Below are 17,772 nucleotides of genomic sequence, written 5' to 3'. Positions count from 1 at the left end.
CAGACCCGCGCGGTCCGCGCGGGCGAAGGCTGGTGCGGCCGTCGGCGGCCGCGGGGGCGAAGGCTCGGTGCGGCCGTCGTTGGCCGCGCGGGCGAAGGCTCGGGGCGGCCGGCTACAGGCCGCGGGCGGGGGCGGCCGCTCGCGCGCCGTCGCCACCCGCCACCTCGATGAGGTACGGGTTGGTCGCGCGCTCGCGGCCGATGGTGGTCGCGGGGCCGTGGCCGGGCAGCACGACGGTGTCGTCCGCCAGCGGGAGGATCTTGTCCCGCAGGCTGCTGATCATCGTCGGCATGCTGCCGCCCGGCAGGTCGGTGCGGCCGATGGAGCCGGCGAACAGGACGTCGCCGGAGAGGCAGAGCTGCTCCGCCTCCCAGGGCGAGCCCGCGGCCGGCAGCCGGAAGAGCACCGACCCGCCGGTATGGCCCGGGGCGTGGTCGACGGTGATCTCCAGCCCGGCGAGGGCGAGCGTGGCGCCGTCGGTCAGCTCCGCGACGTCCTCCGGCTCCGTGTACGGCAGCCGCCCGCCGAAGAGCGAGGTGAGGTCCGCCGACAGCCCCTTGGCCGGGTCGGCGAGCATCTCCCGGTCGCCCGGGTGCACGTACGCGGTGATCCCGCGGGCGCCGCAGACCGGCGCGACCGAGAACGTGTGGTCGAGGTGGCCGTGGGTGAGCAGCACCGCGGCCGGGTGCAGCCGGTGCTCGGCCAGCAGCGCGTCGAGCCGGTCGAGCACCCCGATGCCGGGGTCGACCACCACGCACTGCTCCCCCGGCGCGGCGGCGACCACGTAGCAGTTGGTGCCGAAGGCGTCCGCGGGAAAGCCGGCCACGAGCACGTCCGCTCCCCTTCCGTCGAGCTGTCGGGTCCTGCCAGCAGCCTAACCGGCGACGCGACCGGGTTCGGCGCATCCGCCCCGGAGGCCCCGTTCGCCACAGTGACGCGTCCCGATAGAGGCAGCCCTGGACCTCGTACACCACTTTCCCAGCCGGTAGCCGTACACTCTGGCGGGCGTGTGGCGTGGCGCACCTGCCGCCGGACGGGCGCAGGACGCCCGACCACCGGTGACGACCAGGGTAGAGGAAGGGGAGCACGGGTGGCTTCCAGCAGGGACCGGCAGCGCAAACTGGCGCGCGCCAAGCTCGACCGGCAGCTCGCCCGCCGGGCCGCCGCCGCCAAGCGTCGCCGGCAGATCCAGGCCGGCGTCGGCGTCACCGTCGTCCTCGCGCTGATCGTGGTCGGCTCGGCCTGGGGGCTGGGCGCCTTCGACGACGACCCGAAGGAGAACACGGCCGCCGAGGACGTCTGTCTCTGGACCCCGCAGGACGCCACGGCGAACACCAACCTCAAGGACGTCGGCACCCCGGCGACCCAGGGGCTGCCCACCTCCGGCGTACGCCCGATGACGGTCACCACCAACCAGGGCGCCCCGGTCACCGTCGAGCTGGACCTCGCCGCCGCCCCGTGCGCCGCGGCGAGCATCGCCCACCTGGCCAGCCGGTCGTTCTACGACAACACCAAGTGCCACGAGATCACCGCCGAGGGCGCGGTGCGCTGCGGCGACCCGAGCGGCACCGGGCTGGGCGGCCCGACGTACTCGTTCTACGACGAGAACGTCCCCACCCCCGCGCCGTCGCCGTCGGCGAGCCCCGCGCCCGGCCAGCCCGCGACGTACCCGAAGGGCACGGTCGCGATGATCGCCAACCCGCCGGGCGCCAACGCGAGCCAGTTCCTGATCTTCTTCAAGGACTTCACCACGGCCGACCCGAAGTACCCGGTCATCGGCCGGGTCACCGGCGGGATCGACGTGGTGGAGAAGATCGGTGCCAAGCCGACCGTGGACAATGGGACGGGGGCCAAGGTCAAGCCCAAGGACGACGACGTGGTCGTCCAGAGCCTGACCGTCGGTGAGCCCGTGGCGCAGGTGACGTCGGCCCCGTCGGCGACGCCGTCCGCGTCCGGCGCCCCGGCGGCCAGCCCCAGCGCCGGCTGACCCGGCCGCCCCACCAACCTCAGCGGCACCGACCGCGCCCGAGACAGCCCAGGAGGATCCAGGCGTGACGTCCACCAGAGAGCGGCAGCGCGCGGCGGCCCGCGCCCGGCTCGAGAAGGAGATGGCCGAGCGCGCGGCCAGAGCCCGCAAGCGCCGGCAGACCCAGGCGATCGTGGGAGCCGCGTCGGTCCTGGTGCTCGTCATCGCCGGCACCGTGTGGCTCGCCACCACGCTGGGCGGCGACGACGACAAGACCGACACCGCCGGGCCGGCGGCCGACCACGTGCAGTGCGCGTGGACCGAGATGCCCGCCGACCAGCGGACCCCGCAGATCAAGGACGTCGGGCTGCCGCCCACGCAGCAGTCGAACACTGGCACCCAGACGATGACGATCGACACCAACCTCGGCCCGATCACCGCCAAGGTCGACCGGGCGGCGGTGCCCTGCACCGCGGGTAGCTTCACCCACCTGGCGGAGAAGAACTTCTTCGACAACAGCAAGTGCCACCGGCTGGTGACCGAGGGCATCCAGGTGCTCCAGTGCGGCGACCCGAGCGCGACCGGCAAGGGCTGGCGGGAGACCGACGGCACCGGCGGCCCGAGCTACCGGCTCGCCGAGGAGAACCTGCCCACCGACAAGCGCCCGCCGTACCCGGAGGGCGTGATCGCGATGGCCAACTCCGGCCAGCCGGGCAGCACGGGCAGCCAGTTCTTCATCGTCTACGGCGACTCGCCGCTGGACCCGAACTACACCGTCCTGGGCACCATCACCGGCGGCATGGACATCGTCAAGCAGGTCGCGGCGGCGGGCGACGACAAGGCGTTCGCGCAGCAGGCCGGCGGTGGTCACCCGAAGAAGGAGATCACCATCAAGAAGCTCACCATGAGCTGACCAGCCACCCGACGTACGACGAAGCGCCCGCCGGCATCGCCGGCGGGCGCTTCGCTTTCCGGTCAGGCGCCGGAGGTGACGCGGTAGGCGTCGAAGACGCCGTCGACCTTGCGGACCGCGGCCAGCAGGTGGCCCAGGTGCTTCGGGTCGGCCATCTCGAAGCTGAACCGGCTCACCGCCACCCGGTCGCGGGTGGTGGTGACCGTCGCGGAGAGGATGTTGACCCGCTCGTCGGAGAGCACCCGGGTGACGTCGGCGAGCAGCTTGTGCCGGTCCAGCGCCTCGACCTGGATGGCGACCAGGAACGTCGACGCGGACGTGAGCTTCCAGCTCACCTCGACCACGCGCTCGTTCTGCGCCCGCAGGTCCTCGGCGTTGGCGCAGTCGTCCCGGTGCACGCTCACCCCGCCGGAGCGGGTCACGAAGCCGAAGACCGAGTCCGGCGGGACGGGGGTGCAGCAGCGCGCGAGCTTGATCCACACGTCGCTGACCCCGCGGACGACGACGCCCGGGTCCGCGCTGCTCTGCCGGCTGCGCGGCGGCCGGGTGGCGACGGCGGTCTCGGCGATGTCCTCCGCCGCGCCCTCCTCGCCGCCGTACGCGGCCATCAGCTTCTGCACCACCGACTGGGCGGAGACCTGGCTGTCGCCGACGGCGGCGTAGAGCGAGGCGACGTCGGCCAGGTGCAGGTCCCGCGCGATCGCCATCAGCGCGTCGGAGGTGAGCATCCGCTGCAGGGGCATGCCCTGCTTGCGCATCGCCTTGACGATCGCGTCCTTGCCGGCCTCGATCGCCTCCTCGCGGCGCTCCTTGTTGAAGTACTGGCGGATCTTGGTGCGGGCGCGGGGGCTCTTGACGAAGCCCAGCCAGTCCTGCGTCGGGCCGGCCGTGTCGGACTTCGACGTGAAGATCTCGATCACGTCGCCGTTGGACAGCGTCGATTCCAGCGGCACCAGCTTGCCGTTGACCCGCGCCCCGATGCACTTGTGCCCGACCTCGGTGTGCACCGCGTACGCGAAGTCCACCGGCGTCGACCCGGTCGGCAGCGGGATGACGTCACCCTTCGGGGTGAAGACGTACACCTCCTGGCTGGACAGGTCGAAGCGCAGCGCGTCGAGGAACTCGCTCGGGTCGGCCGCCTCCCGCTGCCAGTCCAGCAGCTGGCGCAGCCAGGTCATCTCGTCGATGTGCGCCGGCGGGCCGACGATCTGGGTGCCCTTGTGCTCCTTGTACTTCCAGTGCGCGGCGATGCCGAACTCGGCGGTGCGGTGCATCGCGTACGTGCGGATCTGCATCTCGACCGGCTTGCCGGTGGGCCCGATGACCGTCGTGTGCAACGACTGGTACATGTTGAACTTGGGCATCGCGATGTAGTCCTTGAACCGGCCCGGGACCGGCTGCCAGTTGGCGTGGATCACGCCCAGCGCCGCGTAGCAGTCCCGCACCGTGTCGACCAGGATCCGCACCCCGACCAGGTCGTAGATGTCGTTGAAGTCGCGACCCCGCACGATCATCTTCTGGTAGATCGAGTAGAGGTGCTTCGGCCGCCCGGTGGTCTCCGCCTTGATCTTCGCGGCCTTGAGGTCGGTCTGCACCTTCTGGGTGACCTGGCGCAGCAGCGCCTCCCGCTGCGGCTGGTGCTCCCCGATCAGCCGGTTGATCTCCTCGTAGCGCTTCGGGAACAGCGTCCCGAAGGCGAGGTCCTCCAGCTCCCACTTGATGGTGTTCATACCCAGCCGGTGGGCCAGCGGGGCGAGGATCTCCAGGGTCTCCTTCGCCTTCTGCTCCTGCTTCGGGCGAGGCAGGAAGGTGAGGGTACGCATGTTGTGCAGCCGGTCGGCCAGCTTGATCACCAGCACCCGCGGGTCCTTGGCCATCGCGACGACCATCTTGCGGATCGTCTCGGCCTTGGCCGCGTCACCCAGCTTGACCTTGTCGAGCTTGGTGACCCCGTCGACGAGCAGCGCGACCTCGCCGCCGAAGTCGGCGCGCATCTGGTCGAGGGTGTATTCCGTGTCCTCGATGGTGTCGTGCAGCAGCGCGGCCACCAGGGTGGTGGTGTCCATCCCGAGGTTGGCCAGGATGGTGGCCACCGCGAGCGGGTGCGTGATGTAGGGGTCGCCGGACTTGCGGTACTGCCCGGAGTGCCAGCGGGCCGCGGTGTCGAACGCGCGCTGGAGCAGCCGGGCGTCGGCCTTGGGGTGGGCGTCCCGGTGGGTCGAGATCAGCGGTTCGAGCACCTCGCTGACCTGCGAGGACTGCCACGGCGCGTTGAACCGCGCCAGCCTGGCCCGGACGCGGCGGCCGGTGGGCGCGCTGGACAGCGCGAAGCCGGCGCTGGGCAACGGATCGCCGGCGGCGTCGGCGGGGAACGGGAGCACGACCCCTTCGGTCGCCGCGCCCGCGCCACCGGTCGGGCCGGCCGTCACGCCGGACCGCGCGGTGTCGGCCGGACCGGTCACGCCGGAGCCGTTGCCGGAGCCCGCGCCACGCGCCGCCGCGTCACCGTTCCGTGCGGTCACCGAGCCGTCCGCGTCGCCTGTCGGGTGCACCGTGCCCTCCACCGGAGGGGCGACATCGTGGGACACCGGCCTCCTCACCGCTCGCCGGGAATACACCGACCGTGCGCCGGTCGGCCTGGTCTCGCGCCGTCCGGACGTCCCGCCCGGTCAGCAAAGGGCAATGCTACCCGCACGCACGGTGCCCCGCCGCTCCGCCGGACGGACCGCGCCGGGTCCACCCGACGGGCGGGGCGCTCAAACGGTCAGCAGGGCATGCACCGGGCGCGGGGAGAGCCGCTCCCGCGCGCCGAGGAAGCCGAGTTCCAGCAGCACGGTGAAGCCGGCCACGGTGCCCCCGGCCCGCTCCACCAGGTCCAGCGTCGCCTCGGCCGTGCCGCCGGTGGCGAGCACGTCGTCGACCACCAGCACCCGGTGCCCGGCGGTGAACGCGTCCTGGTGCACCTCCAGGGTGGCCTGGCCGTACTCCAGGTCGTAGGAGGCCGAGTACGCCGGGCGGGGCAGCTTCCCGGCCTTGCGCACCGGCACCACGCCGACCCCGGTCGCGTACGCGACGGCCGCCGCGACCACGAACCCGCGCGCCTCCATGCCGACGACGGCGTCGAACGAGTCCCGCCCGTGGTACGCGACGATCGCGTCGACCACCTGGCGGAACGCCTCACCGTCGGCGAACAGCGGCATCAGGTCCTTGAACATGACACCGGGCTTGGGGAAGTCGGGCACGTCGAGCACCCGGCTGGCCACCAGCTTCGCGGCCTCCGGGCCGCTGTCTCCCCGTACCACGGTGCTGTGGGTCTCCGTCACGGCAGTCCGCTCCCCTTCCACGACGACGGCGTCCTCCCTGCTGCTCGCACAGCATGAAGGACGCCGTCGGTCCGATTCCTACCGGGTGTCGCCGGCCCAGGTCAGCGCCGCTTGCCGCCGCCCGGCCGGTTGCCGCCGCCACCGGCCGGCCGGCCGCCGCGGGCGCCGGTCGACCGCTTCCCGGCCGGCCGCGCGCCCACCTTCGGCGCGGCCCCGGCCAGCGCCGCCGACTCCGGGTCGACCGGCTCGTCCGCGGCCTCCGCGGAGCGGGACGCCTTCGGGGTGACGTCGCCGCGGGCGACGGCGCCCCGGCGGGCCTCCACCCGCTTGTTGTGCGCCTGGATCCGCGGCTCGTAGTTCTTGAGCAGCACCAGCAGCGGCGTGGCCAGCAGGATCGAGGTCAGGAACGCCACCGCCATACCGACGAAGAGCACCAGGCCGAGGTCCTTCAGGGTGCCCGCGCCGAGCAGGCCGGCACCGATGAAGAGCAGACCACCGACCGGCAGCAGCGCCACCACCGAGGTGTTCAGCGACCGCATGAGGCTCTGGTTGATCGCCAGGTTGGCCGCCTCGCCGTACGTCTGGTTGTTGTTCGCGGTGATGCCGCGCGTGTTCTCCTGCACCTTGTCGAAGACCACCACCACGTCGTAGAGCGCGAAGCCCAGGATCGTGAGGAAGCCGATGACCGTCGACGGGGTGACCTCGAAGCCGACCAGCGAGTAGACGCCGGCGGTGAGGACCAGGTTCATGATCAGCGAGGAGACGGCGGCGACCGCCATCCGCCACTCGAACCGCAGGATCAGGTAGACCATCACCAGCGCGATGAAGATGACCAGACCGAGCAACGCCCGGGAGGTGACCTGGCTGCCCCACGCCTCGCTGACCTGGTTGCCGCTGATGGCGGCGGCGTCGATGCCGAACTCCTCGGCCAGCTCGACCCTGACCGCGTTGGCCTGCTCGGTGTCGAGCTGCGTGGTGCGCACCTCGTAGAAGTCGCCGCCGGTGCCGCCGACCTTCTGCGTGGTGACCACCCTGGCGCCGTCACCGGCCGTGGCGAGGGCCGTGCCGACCCTCTCCTCGGTCTGCTCCAGCGTGCCGACGCTGGCGGGGATCTGGAACGAGTTGCCGCCGGCGAACTCGATGCCGAGGTGGAACCCGCGCAGCCCGAAGCTGAGGAGCGCCAGCAGGACCAGCGTGCCGGCGACGGCGAACCAGAGCTTGCGCCGGCCGATGATGTCGAGGCCGGCCTCACCGCGGTAGAGGCGGCTCGCGAGACCACTCTTAGCCATCTCAGGCCTCCTTGACGCGCGGGTTGCGGGGCTTGGCCTGCTCGGCCGTCCGGGCCGGGAGTGCCCGCCCGAGACCGCTGACCCGCGGGGACAGGAACGCCCGGGTGCGGGCGAACATCGTCATGATCGGGTGCCGGAAGAGGAAGACCACGACCAGGTCCAGCACGGTGGCCAGGCCGAGGGCGAAGGCGAAGCCCTTCACCGCGCCGACCGAGACCACGTAGAGCACCACCGCCGACATCAGCGTGATCGCGTTGGCCGAGATGATGGTCCGGCGGGCCCGGATCCAGGCGCGCGGCACCGCGCTGCGCGGGCTGCGCCCCTCCCGGATCTCGTCCTTGAGCCGCTCGAAGTAGATGACGAACGAGTCCGCCGCCACACCGAGCGACACGATCATGCCGGCGATGCCGGCGAGGGTGAGGGTGAAGCCGATCTGCCGGCCGAGCACCACCAGCGCGCCGAAGACCAGCAGCGCCGAGAGGACCAGGCTCAGGAAGATCACCGAGCCCAGCAGGCGGTAGTAGAAGAACGAGTAGATGATGACCAGCGCCATGCCGATGCCCGCCGCGAGGAGACCGGCCCGCAGGTGGCTGGCGCCCAGCGTGGCGGTGACGTTCTGCGACTCCTGCTCCTCGAAGGTCACCGGCAGCGCGCCGTAGCGGAGCTGACCGGCGAGGGTGCTGGCGTCCTTCTGGGTGAAGTTGCCGGTGATCTGCGATTCGCCGGTCAGCACGCCCTGGATCTCGGGCGAGGAGACGATCTCGTTGTCCAGCACGACGGCGACGCGGCACTTGCCGTCCTGGCCGAGCGCGGTGGCGTCGCAGGCCTGGCCCTCGTTGTTGAACGCCTCGCGGGTCAGGCCGGTCCACTTGTCCTGGCCGGCGCCGGAGAAGTCGAGGCTGACCACCCACTGGCTGGTCTGGTCGAGCACCGCGTTGGCGTCGTCGACGTCGGTGCCGAGCACCTTCGCCTGGTCGAGCAGGTACTTCGCGGCGCCGTCCTCACAGGCGACCACCTGCTGGTCCGGGGCGGAGATCGACGCCGGCGGCCGCTTGTCGAGCTGGGCGCAGCTGATCTGCGGCACGTTGAACTGCATCTGCGCCGGCAGCACCGCGACCTCGCGCGGGTCGAGGGCGGCGAACGGCTTGAGCTTCTCCGCCAGCGACGGGTCAGCGGTCAGGTCGGCCGGTGCCGAGAGGCCGTTCGCGGCGGCCCAGGCCGCGGCGCCGACCTTCTGCTCGACGGCCTTGCGCTGCTCCTCGACGCTCTGCGGCACCGGCTCGCCGCTGGCGCTGGGCGAGGGTGCCGCGGCGCTCGGCGAGGCCGGAGCCGACGCCGACGGGCTGGCGCTCGGTGCCGGCGCCATGCCGCCCTGGCCGCCGCTCGCCGACGGGGTCACCTTCGGCCCGGCGGTGCCGGACGGGGAGGCGCTGGCCGAGGGCGTCGCGCTGCCCGACGGGGCCGGGGTCGCGCTGCCGGACGGCGCCGGGGTGGCGGTCGGCGCCGGGGCGGCGGCCGCGCCGCTGCCGTCGGCGGCCTTGAGCACCTTGCGGAAGCGCAGCTCGGCGGCGCTGCCGACCTCGGTGATGTCGCGGTTCTCACCGGGCAGGGAGATCACGATGTTGCGGTTGCCCTCGGTGACCACCTCCGCCTCGGCAACGCCGAAGGCGTTGACCCGGCTCTCGATGATCTGGCGGGCCTCCTCGAGGTTCTCCGCCGTCGGGGCCCGGCCGTCGACGGTGTTGGTCGCCTCCAGCGTCAGCCGGGTGCCACCGACGAGGTCCAGGCCGAGCTTGGGCTCCAGCCGGTCCTTCCAGCCGCCGCTGGCGCCGCCCGCGAAGAACACCAAAAGATAGAGGACGACGAAGATGAGCCCGAGCACGGCCAGTTGCCGTCCGGGGCGCATCTGTCCCTGAGGTGGTGCCACGGCTGTCCTGTCTCCCTGTACGGTCGCGCCGCTGGTGCGGCGGGGTGTCGGCCGGCGCGGCCGGCGGTCCTGACGGGCCGGCGTCGGGGTCGGCACGCGGGCCCCGACGTCGCGGCGCGGGAGCGCCGAGCGGAGCGTGGACGTGCCGGCTCCCGCCGTCGGGCCCAACTATCCAGTTTTCACGTCGTCTCCGCTGCCCCTTCGGGCACGGCGGTCACCGCGAGCCGGCGACCGCCGTCCCGGGCGGGAGCGACGCCTCACTCCTTGACGACGTCCGCATCCTCGGCGGCCGGCTCGGCGGGACGCTCCGCCTGGCTGACCACCCGGGCGATCGCCGGGCGGGCGTACCGGGTCTGCACACCGGGCGCGACCTCGAGCAGGACGGTGTCGTCGTCCACCCCGGTGACCGTGCCGTAGAGGCCGCCGATCGTGACCACCTCGTCGCCCGGGGCGAGGGCGGACTGCATGGCCTCCGCCTCGCGGCGGCGCTTCTGCTGGGGGCGGATCATCATGAAGTACATGACGCCGAAGAGCAGAGCGATCATGAGGATCGGCGTCAGGCTGCCGGCACCCCCGCCGCCCTCTGCTGCGTAAAGCACGGTGAAAGACCTTCCCATTGGCCGCCGACCTGGCACTGGCGTGCCGGAGCGGAGGCGGATTCTCACGTCCTGTACAGACCGGCGCGAGTCTAATCCCTGCACCTGGGAACGCCGAATGCGGCACAGATCACGTTCGCATCACGGCTGATCGGCGTCCACCGAGAACAGATCGGGCGCACGAGGGGCATCCGCGCCAAATGTACCATTAGGTGGCGTACGCCCCAGGTGCTGCCAGGCGGCCTCGGTGGCGACCCGGCCCCGCGGCGTACGGGCCAGCAGGCCGGCGCGGACCAGGAACGGCTCGCACACCTCCTCGACCGTGTCCGGCTGCTCCCCCACCGCCACGGCCAGGGTGGACAGGCCCACGGGGCCACCCCGGAACGAGTCGACCAGCGCGGTCAGCACCGCCCGGTCCAGCCGGTCCAGGCCGAGCGCGTCGACGTCGTACACCGTCAGGGCCGCCCGGGCGGTCTCCACGGTGACCACGCCGTCGGCGCGGACCTCGGCGAAGTCGCGCACCCGGCGCAGCAGCCGGTTCGCGATCCGCGGGGTGCCCCGGGATCGGCCGGCGATCTCGGCGGCGCCGTCGTCGGTGATCGGCACGCCGAGGATCCGGGCCGAGCGGCGCAGCAGCACCTCCAGGTCCGCCGGGGAGTAGAAGTCCAGGTGTGCGACGAAGCCGAAGCGGTCCCGCATCGGCCCGGTCAGCAGCCCCGAGCGGGTGGTCGCGCCGACCAGGGTGAACGGCTCGACGTCCAGCGGGATGGCGGTCGCGCCGGGGCCCTTGCCGACCACCACGTCGACCCGGAAGTCCTCCATCGCGCTGTAGAGCAGCTCCTCGGCCGGCTTGGCGATCCGGTGGATCTCGTCGATGAAGAGCACGTCGCCCTCGGCGAGGCTGGTCAGGATCGCCGCCAGGTCACCCGAACGCTCGATCGCCGGGCCGCTGGTCACCCGGATGCCCGAACCCAGCTCGGCGGCGACGATGTTGGCCAACGTCGTCTTGCCGAGGCCGGGCGGGCCCGAGAGGAGGATGTGGTCGGGCGGGGAGCCCCGCCGCATCGCGCCCTGGAGCAGCAGGTCGAGCTGGTCGCGCACGCGGTGCTGGGCGATGAACTCCTCCAGCCGCTTCGGCCGGACGCTGGCCTCCGCGTCCCGTTCCGCGTCGTTGACGTACGCGGAGACCAGGTTGCCGTCTGGACCGGTCACCGGGTGCGGCCCAGCAGTCGGATGGCCTGCTTGAGCAGCACCGGCACGGGCGGCACGTCACCGTCGACGGTCTCCGCCACCGCGGCGACCGCCTGGTCGGCCTGCCCCGCCGTCCAGCCCAGCCCGACCAGCGCCTGCCGAACCTGCTCGGGCCACGCCCCGCCGGTCACCCCGGCCGCCCCGTCGGCGCCGACCGGGACCGGGCCGACCCGGTCGCGCAGCTCCAGGACCAGCCGCTCGGCGCCCTTCTTGCCGATGCCGGGCACCCGGGTCAGCGCGGCGGTGTCGGCGTTGGCGATCGCCTTGCGCACCGCGTCGGGGGTGTGCACGGCCAGCACGGCCTGGGCCAGCCGGGGGCCGACCCCGCTGGCGGTCTGCAGCAGCTCGAAGAGCTGCTTGGCGTCGTCGTCGGCGAAGCCGTAGAGGGTGAGCGAATCCTCCCGGACGACCAGGCTGGTGGCCAGCCGGGCGGGCTGGCCGATCCGCAGCTCGGCGAGGGTGCCGGGGGCGCACTGCACCGCCAGGCCCACCCCGCCGACCTCCACGACCGCGTGGTCCGGACCGGTCGCGGTCACCACCCCGCGCACGCTGGCGATCATCTGGCTCCTCCTCGTCGTACCCGGTCGGCCGCGGCGGCCAGCTTGGAGCGCGTCCCGCCGCGCCACACGTGACAGATGGCCAGGGCGAGGGCGTCGGCGGCGTCCGCCGGCTTCGGCGGCTCGGGCAGCCGCAGCAGCCGGGTGACCATGGCCGTCATCTGGGCCTTGTCGGCCTGACCGGAACCGGTCACGGCCGCCTTCACCTCGCTGGGCGTGTAGGTCTGCACGGGCAGCCCGGCGCGGGCGCCGGCGAGCACGGCGATCCCGCTGGCCTGGGCGGTGCCCATCACCGTGCGGACGTTGTGCTGGCTGAACACCCGCTCGACGGCGACGCTGTCCGGCCGGTGCTCGGCGACCAGGTCGGTGAGCGAGCGGTCCAGGTGCAGCAGCCGCAGCGGCAGCTCGTCGCCCGGGTCGGTGTAGACGACGTAGTAGGCGACCAACGTGCAGGGCCGCCCCGGCACGCCCTCGACCACGCCGACCCCGCACCGGGTCAGCCCCGGGTCGACGCCGAGCACGCGCACGCCGCCTCCTCCCCCAGCCGTCAGCAGTACGTGTGTTCGACACCCTACCGATCGGGGTGACACCCCGACGCCGGGGACACGCCGGGCGCGTCGACACGCCGTGCGCCGGGCGCGCCCGGCCACACACTCCAGCCGCCGAGTATGTGTCGCCGCCCCATGTGCGCCCGGACACACAGCTCGTAACTTCATGCGCCATGACGGCAGAACCCGTGGCGGTGCCCCACGTCGTACACGTCGACCTCGCTGGTCGTACCGCCCTGGTGACCGGGGGCGGCAGCGGCATCGGCCGCGCCTGCGCCCTGCGGCTCGCCGCCGCCGGCGCCAAGGTCCTGGTGGTGGACCGCAACATCGAGGCGGCCAAGGCGGTGGCGGCGGAGGCCGGCGGCCGGGCCGAGGGCATCGACCTGGCGGAGGCCGAGGCGGTGGACCGGCTCGACGCGGACGTGGACATCGTGGTCAACAACGCCGGCCTCCAGCACGTGGCGCCCGTGCAGGAGTTCTCCCCGGAGCGCTTCGCCTACCTGCACCGGGTCATGGTGGAGGCGCCGTTCCTGATCATCCGCCGGGCGCTGCCGCACATGTACGCCAAGGGCTGGGGGCGAATCGTCAACATCTCCTCGGTGCACGGGCTGCGCGCCTCGCCGTACAAGTCGGCGTACGTCTCGGCCAAGCACGCGCTGGAGGGGCTGTCGAAAGTGGTGGCGTTGGAGGGCGCCGCGCACGGCGTGACCGCCAACTGCATCAACCCGGCGTACGTGCGGACCGCGCTGGTGGAGAGCCAGATCGCCGACCAGGCGGCCAGCCACGGCATCCCGGAGACGGAAGTCGTCGAGAAGATCATGCTGGCCCGGGCGGCGATCAAGCGGCTGATCGAGCCGGAGGAGGTGTCGGAGCTGGTGGCGTACCTCTGCTCCCCGCCGGCCGCGTTCATCACGGGCGCGTCCATCGCGCTCGACGGGGGCTGGACGGCGAACTAGTGGCGAGCCGCACAATGTCGGTCATGTCGTCACCGGTGGAGTTCCTGGAGCTGCTCGCCCGCGAGGCCGCCGCGGTGGAGTTCGAGGGGCCGCTCGTCGCCGCGCGCGCCGCCGGGCTGCCGCCCGACCGGCTCGCCGAGCTGGAGCAGGCCAAGACGGTGGCGCTGCGGGTCCGCGCGCTGCTGGAACGCCGCCGCCGCCGGGAGGTCGAGCTGTCCGGCCTGTACGACACGGTCAGCGACCTGGCCGGGCTGCGCGACCTCGACGACGTGCTGCGCGCGATCGTGCACCGGGCGCGCAACCTGCTCGGCGCGGACGTCGCCTACATGACGCTCAACGACGACGAGCGCGGCGACACCTACATGCGCGTCACCGACGGCTCGGTCTCCGCCCGCTTCCAGCGGCTGCGGCTGCCGATGGGCGCCGGCCTCGGCGGCCTGGTGGCCCAGTCCGGCGCCCCGTACGTCACCGCGAACTACCCGGAGGACGACCGCTTCCACCACACCGGCGAGATCGACGCCGGGGTGGGCGAGGAGGGCCTGGTGGCCATCCTGGGCGTGCCGCTGCGGCTCGGCTCGACCTCGATCGGCGTGCTCTACGCGGCCAACCGCTCGGCCCGGCCGTTCGTCCGGGAGGAGGTGGCGCTGCTGGTGTCCCTCGCCGCGCACGCGGCGGTGGCGATCGACACCGCGCGGCTGCTCGCGGAGACCCGGGCGGCGTTGGAGGAGCTGTCGGCGGCGAACACCACCATCCGGGCGCACAGCAGCTCGGTGGAGCGGGCCGCGGCGGCGCACGACCGGATGACCGCGCTGGTGCTGCGCGGCGGCGGCGTGGAGGACGTGGCCGCGGCGGTCACCGACGTGCTCGGCGGGGCGCTGCTGGCGCTGGACGCGGAGGGCCGGCTGCTGGCCCGGGTCGGTGAGATCGACGAGCCGGACCGGGCGGACATGGTGGAGGCGGTGGCCGCGTCGCGTACGGAGGGCCGCAGCGTGCGCCGGGGCCCGCTCTGGTACGCCGCAGTGGTGGCCGGCGCGGAGAACATGGGCGCGCTGGTGCTGCGCCCCGACGACGAGCTGGTCGACGCCGACCAGCGGATCCTGGAGCGGGCGTCGCTGGTGACCGCGCTGCTGCTGCTGTTCCGGCGCACCGTCGCCGAGGCGGAGGGGCGGGTCCGGGGCGAGTTGCTCGACGACCTGATCGCCCGGCCGCTGCGGGACACCGACGCGCTGCGCAGCCGGGCCCGCCGGCTCGGGGTGGACCTGGACGCGCCGCACGTGCTGGTGGCGGTCGGCGACGACGCGATCGCCGCGACGGGCTCGGCCCGGCAGCGGGTGCTGTCGTGGGCCACCACGTACGCCTCGACGCGGGGTGGGCTGGCGGCGGCCCGCGACGGCCGGGTGGTGCTGATGCTGCCGGGCCGGGACGCGGGCGGCAGCGCCCGGGCGGTGGCCCGGGACCTGTCCCGGGTGACCGGCCGGCCGGTCACCGCCGGAGCGAGCGGCCCGTCGACGGGGCCGGCGTCGCTGGCCACCACGTTCGCCGAGGCGGACCGCTGCCTGACGGCGCTGGGCGCGCTGGGCCGGTCGGGGCAGGGCGCGAGCACCGCCGAGCTGGGATTCGTCGGGCTGCTGCTGGGCGCGGTCGGCGACGGCGGCGACAAGGACGTGGAGCGGTTCCTGACGGCCACCGTGGGGCCGGTGGTCGACTACGACGCCCGGCGGGGCACCGCGCTGGTGAAGACGCTGGAGGCGTACTTCGGGGTGGGCGGCAGCCTGGCCCGGGCCGCCGAGCTGCTGCACGTGCACGTCAACACGGTGACCCAGCGGCTGGAGCGGGTCGGGCAGCTGCTCGGGGCGGACTGGCAGAAGCCGGAGCGGGCGCTGGAGGTCCAGCTCGCCCTGCGCCTGCACCGCCTGCGTACGCCGGCCGGCTGACGGTCCGGCCGCCCGTGCCCGGCGTGCCGGACCAGGCGGCGGCCGGGGTCAGCGGGCGCGGATGCCGTCCAGCACGCCGTCGACGATCTTCTCCGGCAGGGACGCCTCATCAAGGTCGGGATGCCAGCGCAGCACCCGCTGGATCAGCATCGGGCCGGTCAGCATCGCCATGGTGACCTCGACGTCGATGTCGGCGCGCAGCTCGCCCGTGCGGATCCCCCGGCGCAGCACCTCCCGCATCAGCGCCCGGCGCGGCTCGATGATGCTCTGGTAGAGCTGGTACTCGTCCGGGCTGCGGTTCACCCGCGGCACCAGGCAGGGCATGATCCGCGCCGCCCGCGGGTCGATGTTGTGCCCGACCGCGCCGACCAGCACCACCAGGTCGTCGCGGACCGACCGGCCGGGCGGCGCCGGCGGTTGGCCCTTGAGCCGGCGCAGCGCGTCGGTCAGCAACGCGTCCTTGCCGGGCCAGCGGCGGTAGATGGTGGCCTTGCCCACGCCGGCCCGGGCGGCGATCGACTCGATCGAGAGGGCCTCGATCGTGCTGCCCTCGGCGAGCAGGTCGAGGGTGGCCTCGAGGATCGCCTCGTCCGCGCGGACGCTCCGCGGTCGCCCAGGCGACCGCGGAGCGTCGGCGGCGGAAGTCATGTCGGACATTGTCCCCGAACCTAGGCGGTCCCGGCCAACTCGGGTTCACCCGCCGGCGCCGGCGCCACCGCCGGGGCCGCGGCGCGGCCGGGCATCCAGCGCAGCACCACGAGGATGCCGACGGCGGCGACCGCCGCGGCCAGGCCCGCCGCCCAGTGCATAGCGGCCACGAAGGCGTCGTTGGCCACCGCGATCAGCTGCGGCGCCGCCGGCCCGAGCTGACCCGCCGCGGCGTACGCGCCGGAGATCGACTCGCCGGCCGCGTCGCGCGCCCCGGCGGGCAGGTCCCGCAGCGCGGAGTCGACGTCGGCGCGGTAGACCGCGGAGAGCACCGACCCGAGCACCGCCACGCCGAGCGCGCCGGCCACCTGCCGGACCGTGTTGCTGACCGCCGAGCCGACCCCGGCCTTCTCCCGGGGCAGCGCCGACATGATCGACTCCGTGGCCGGGGGCATGATGTTGGCCATCCCGGCGCCCTGGAGGAAGAAGAAGACCAGCACCACCCAGATCGGGGTGCTCTCGCCGACGAAGGCGAACGCGCCGAGCGCCACCACGGTCAGCGCCAGCCCGACCACGGCGACCGCCTTGCCGCCGTACCGGCGGACCATCGCCGCGCTGCGCGGGGCGAAGACGAGCTGGGCCACCGCGAAGGGCAGGAAGAGCAGGCCGGTCTCCAGCGGGCTGTAGCCGCGCACCAGTTGCAGGTAGAACGAGCTGAAGAACATCACGCCCATCGCGGCGAAGAAGATCAGCCCGACGATCGCCACCGGGGCGGCGAAGCGGGGCACCCGGAACAGCCGCACGTCCAGCGACGGGTGGTCGCTGCGCCGCTCGTACGCGACGAACCAGGCCAGCACCGCCAGGCCGCCGAGGACCGCGGCCCAGACCACCGGGCGGCCGAAGCCGTGCTCGCCGCCGTCGATGATGCCGTACGTCAGGGCGACCAGACCGACCACCGACAGCAGCACGCCCACGACGTCGACGCGCCCCGGGTTCGGGTCCCGCGACTCGGGCACCAGGATCGCCACCAGCACCACGCCGAGCACGACCACCGGCACGTTGATCAGGAAGACGGAGCCCCACCAGTAGTGCTCCAGCAGCGCGCCGCCGAGGATCGGGCCGATCGCCACCGCCAGGCCGACCGCGCCCGCCCAGACGCCGATCGCCCGGCCCCGCTCCCGGGGGTCGAAGACGTTGGAGATGATCGAGAGCGTGACCGGCATGATGGCCGCGCCGCCCACCCCCATCAGCGCGCGGGCCGCGACGAGCTGCGCCGGGCTCTGCGCGTACGCCGACAGCAGCGACGCCAGCCCGAAGAGCACCAGGCCGATCAGCAGGAAACGCTTGCGCCCGGCACGGTCGCCGAGCACGCCGAAGGTGAACAGCAGGCCGGCGAAGACGAGCGTGTAGGAGTTGATCGACCACTCCAGCTCGCCCTGGCTGGCGCCGAGGCCGTGCACCGGGTCGGCGAGCGTACGCAGCGCGACGTTGAGGATGGTGTTGTCCAGGACGACGACGAGCAGGCTGATCACGAGCACGCCGAGGATCGCCCACCTCCTCGGGTGTCCGGTGTTCTCGTGCGGTTGCATCTCTGGGTCTCCCCCCGGGTCCCGTTTTCGATACGGGTCAGACTCGTATTGAGGTCAGCGTAGGGGTTGGGGTTTCGATACGGAACCGGTTCGTATCTTATGTGTCGGCGGTCACGTGCGGCTGTGCCCTTGTCGGGTGGGCCCGGGGCGGCGGAGTGGGTTGCTGTGCGTCGGGTTGCTGTGCGTCGTGGTGGGGGTGTGGCCCCCCCGGGCCCCCCCCCGGGGGGGCGGGGGGGGCCCCGCCCCCGGCCCCCCCGGGCCCCCCCCCCCGCCCC

15 protein-coding genes are annotated in these 17,772 nt (G+C 73.3%); 4 read left to right on the top strand and 11 right to left on the bottom strand.

What is annotated here, in order from left to right:
• Positions 1-112 precede the first annotated feature (112 nt).
• Positions 113-832: an MBL fold metallo-hydrolase gene (locus ACFY23_RS23365; RefSeq protein WP_350819295.1), complete on the bottom strand. Its 720-nt coding sequence runs from the start codon at positions 830-832 to the stop codon at positions 113-115.
• 258 nt (positions 833-1,090) lie between these two features.
• Between ACFY23_RS23365 and ACFY23_RS23360 the strand changes: the two genes are divergently transcribed.
• Entirely contained in the window at positions 1,091-1,987 is an 897-nt protein-coding gene (locus tag ACFY23_RS23360; RefSeq protein WP_350686980.1) for a peptidylprolyl isomerase, read from the top strand.
• A 64-nt stretch (positions 1,988-2,051) separates the two neighbouring features.
• Entirely contained in the window at positions 2,052-2,879 is an 828-nt protein-coding gene (locus tag ACFY23_RS23355) for a peptidylprolyl isomerase (protein WP_350686982.1), read from the top strand.
• Positions 2,880-2,941: 62 nt separating this feature from the next.
• Here the strand turns inward: ACFY23_RS23355 and ACFY23_RS23350 are convergent, their stop codons facing one another.
• The 8 genes from ACFY23_RS23350 to ruvC all read right to left on the bottom strand — a co-directional run bounded on the left by ACFY23_RS23350 (position 2,942) and on the right by ruvC (position 12,349).
• Positions 2,942-5,443: a bifunctional (p)ppGpp synthetase/guanosine-3',5'-bis(diphosphate) 3'-pyrophosphohydrolase gene (locus ACFY23_RS23350; RefSeq protein ID WP_350819322.1), complete on the bottom strand. Its 2,502-nt coding sequence runs from the start codon at positions 5,441-5,443 to the stop codon at positions 2,942-2,944.
• A gap of 192 nt (positions 5,444-5,635) precedes the next feature.
• Complete coding sequence (locus tag ACFY23_RS23345; RefSeq protein WP_350687184.1) at positions 5,636-6,202, bottom strand: adenine phosphoribosyltransferase; 567 nt, start codon at positions 6,200-6,202, stop codon at positions 5,636-5,638.
• 101 nt (positions 6,203-6,303) lie between these two features.
• Positions 6,304-7,491, bottom strand: coding sequence for a protein translocase subunit SecF (gene secF, locus ACFY23_RS23340; RefSeq protein WP_350687186.1), 1,188 nt, complete (start codon positions 7,489-7,491; stop codon positions 6,304-6,306).
• 1 nt (position 7,492) lies between these two features.
• Positions 7,493-9,418 carry a protein translocase subunit SecD gene (secD, locus tag ACFY23_RS23335; protein WP_350819294.1) on the bottom strand — a complete coding sequence of 642 codons (1,926 nt, stop codon included), beginning with the start codon at positions 9,416-9,418 and terminating at the stop codon, positions 7,493-7,495.
• 257 nt (positions 9,419-9,675) lie between these two features.
• Positions 9,676-10,017 (bottom strand): preprotein translocase subunit YajC, encoded by a 342-nt coding sequence (yajC, locus tag ACFY23_RS23330; protein ID WP_350686940.1) that lies wholly within the window; start codon positions 10,015-10,017, stop codon positions 9,676-9,678.
• A 138-nt stretch (positions 10,018-10,155) separates the two neighbouring features.
• Positions 10,156-11,226, bottom strand: coding sequence for a Holliday junction branch migration DNA helicase RuvB (gene ruvB / locus ACFY23_RS23325; protein ID WP_350686938.1), 1,071 nt, complete (start codon positions 11,224-11,226; stop codon positions 10,156-10,158).
• A complete protein-coding gene (gene ruvA, locus ACFY23_RS23320) occupies positions 11,223-11,825 on the bottom strand; it encodes a Holliday junction branch migration protein RuvA (RefSeq protein WP_350686936.1) in 603 nt (200 codons plus the stop codon). Before ruvA ends, ruvB begins: the two co-directional genes overlap by 4 nt.
• Complete coding sequence (gene ruvC / locus ACFY23_RS23315; protein ID WP_350686934.1) at positions 11,822-12,349, bottom strand: crossover junction endodeoxyribonuclease RuvC; 528 nt, start codon at positions 12,347-12,349, stop codon at positions 11,822-11,824. Before ruvC ends, ruvA begins: the two co-directional genes overlap by 4 nt.
• Positions 12,350-12,543: 194 nt before the next feature.
• On the opposite strand from ruvC, the gene ACFY23_RS23310 reads away from it, so the two are divergent.
• Both ACFY23_RS23310 and ACFY23_RS23305 read left to right on the top strand, forming a co-directional pair.
• Positions 12,544-13,326, top strand: a complete 783-nt coding sequence (locus tag ACFY23_RS23310) for a 3-hydroxybutyrate dehydrogenase (protein WP_350686932.1) — start codon at positions 12,544-12,546, stop codon at positions 13,324-13,326.
• A 14-nt stretch (positions 13,327-13,340) separates the two neighbouring features.
• Positions 13,341-15,260, top strand: coding sequence for a helix-turn-helix domain-containing protein (locus ACFY23_RS23305; protein ID WP_350819292.1), 1,920 nt, complete (start codon positions 13,341-13,343; stop codon positions 15,258-15,260).
• Positions 15,261-15,308: 48 nt separating this feature from the next.
• Here the strand turns inward: ACFY23_RS23305 and ACFY23_RS23300 are convergent, their stop codons facing one another.
• A complete protein-coding gene (locus ACFY23_RS23300; protein WP_350687556.1) occupies positions 15,309-15,917 on the bottom strand; it encodes a TetR/AcrR family transcriptional regulator in 609 nt (202 codons plus the stop codon).
• Between the two features lie 11 nt (positions 15,918-15,928).
• The gene (locus tag ACFY23_RS23295) at positions 15,929-17,497 is read right to left on the bottom strand and encodes an MFS transporter (protein ID WP_350819291.1); all 1,569 of its coding nucleotides are present in this window, start codon (positions 17,495-17,497) and stop codon (positions 15,929-15,931) included.
• Positions 17,498-17,772 lie beyond the last annotated feature (275 nt).

The organism is Micromonospora sp. NPDC000121, assembly GCF_042899165.1.
Taxonomy (GTDB): Bacteria; Actinomycetota; Actinomycetes; order Mycobacteriales; family Micromonosporaceae; genus Micromonospora.
Note: the sequence above shows the minus strand (reverse complement) of the source record. Positions and strands in the feature narration are given on the sequence as shown.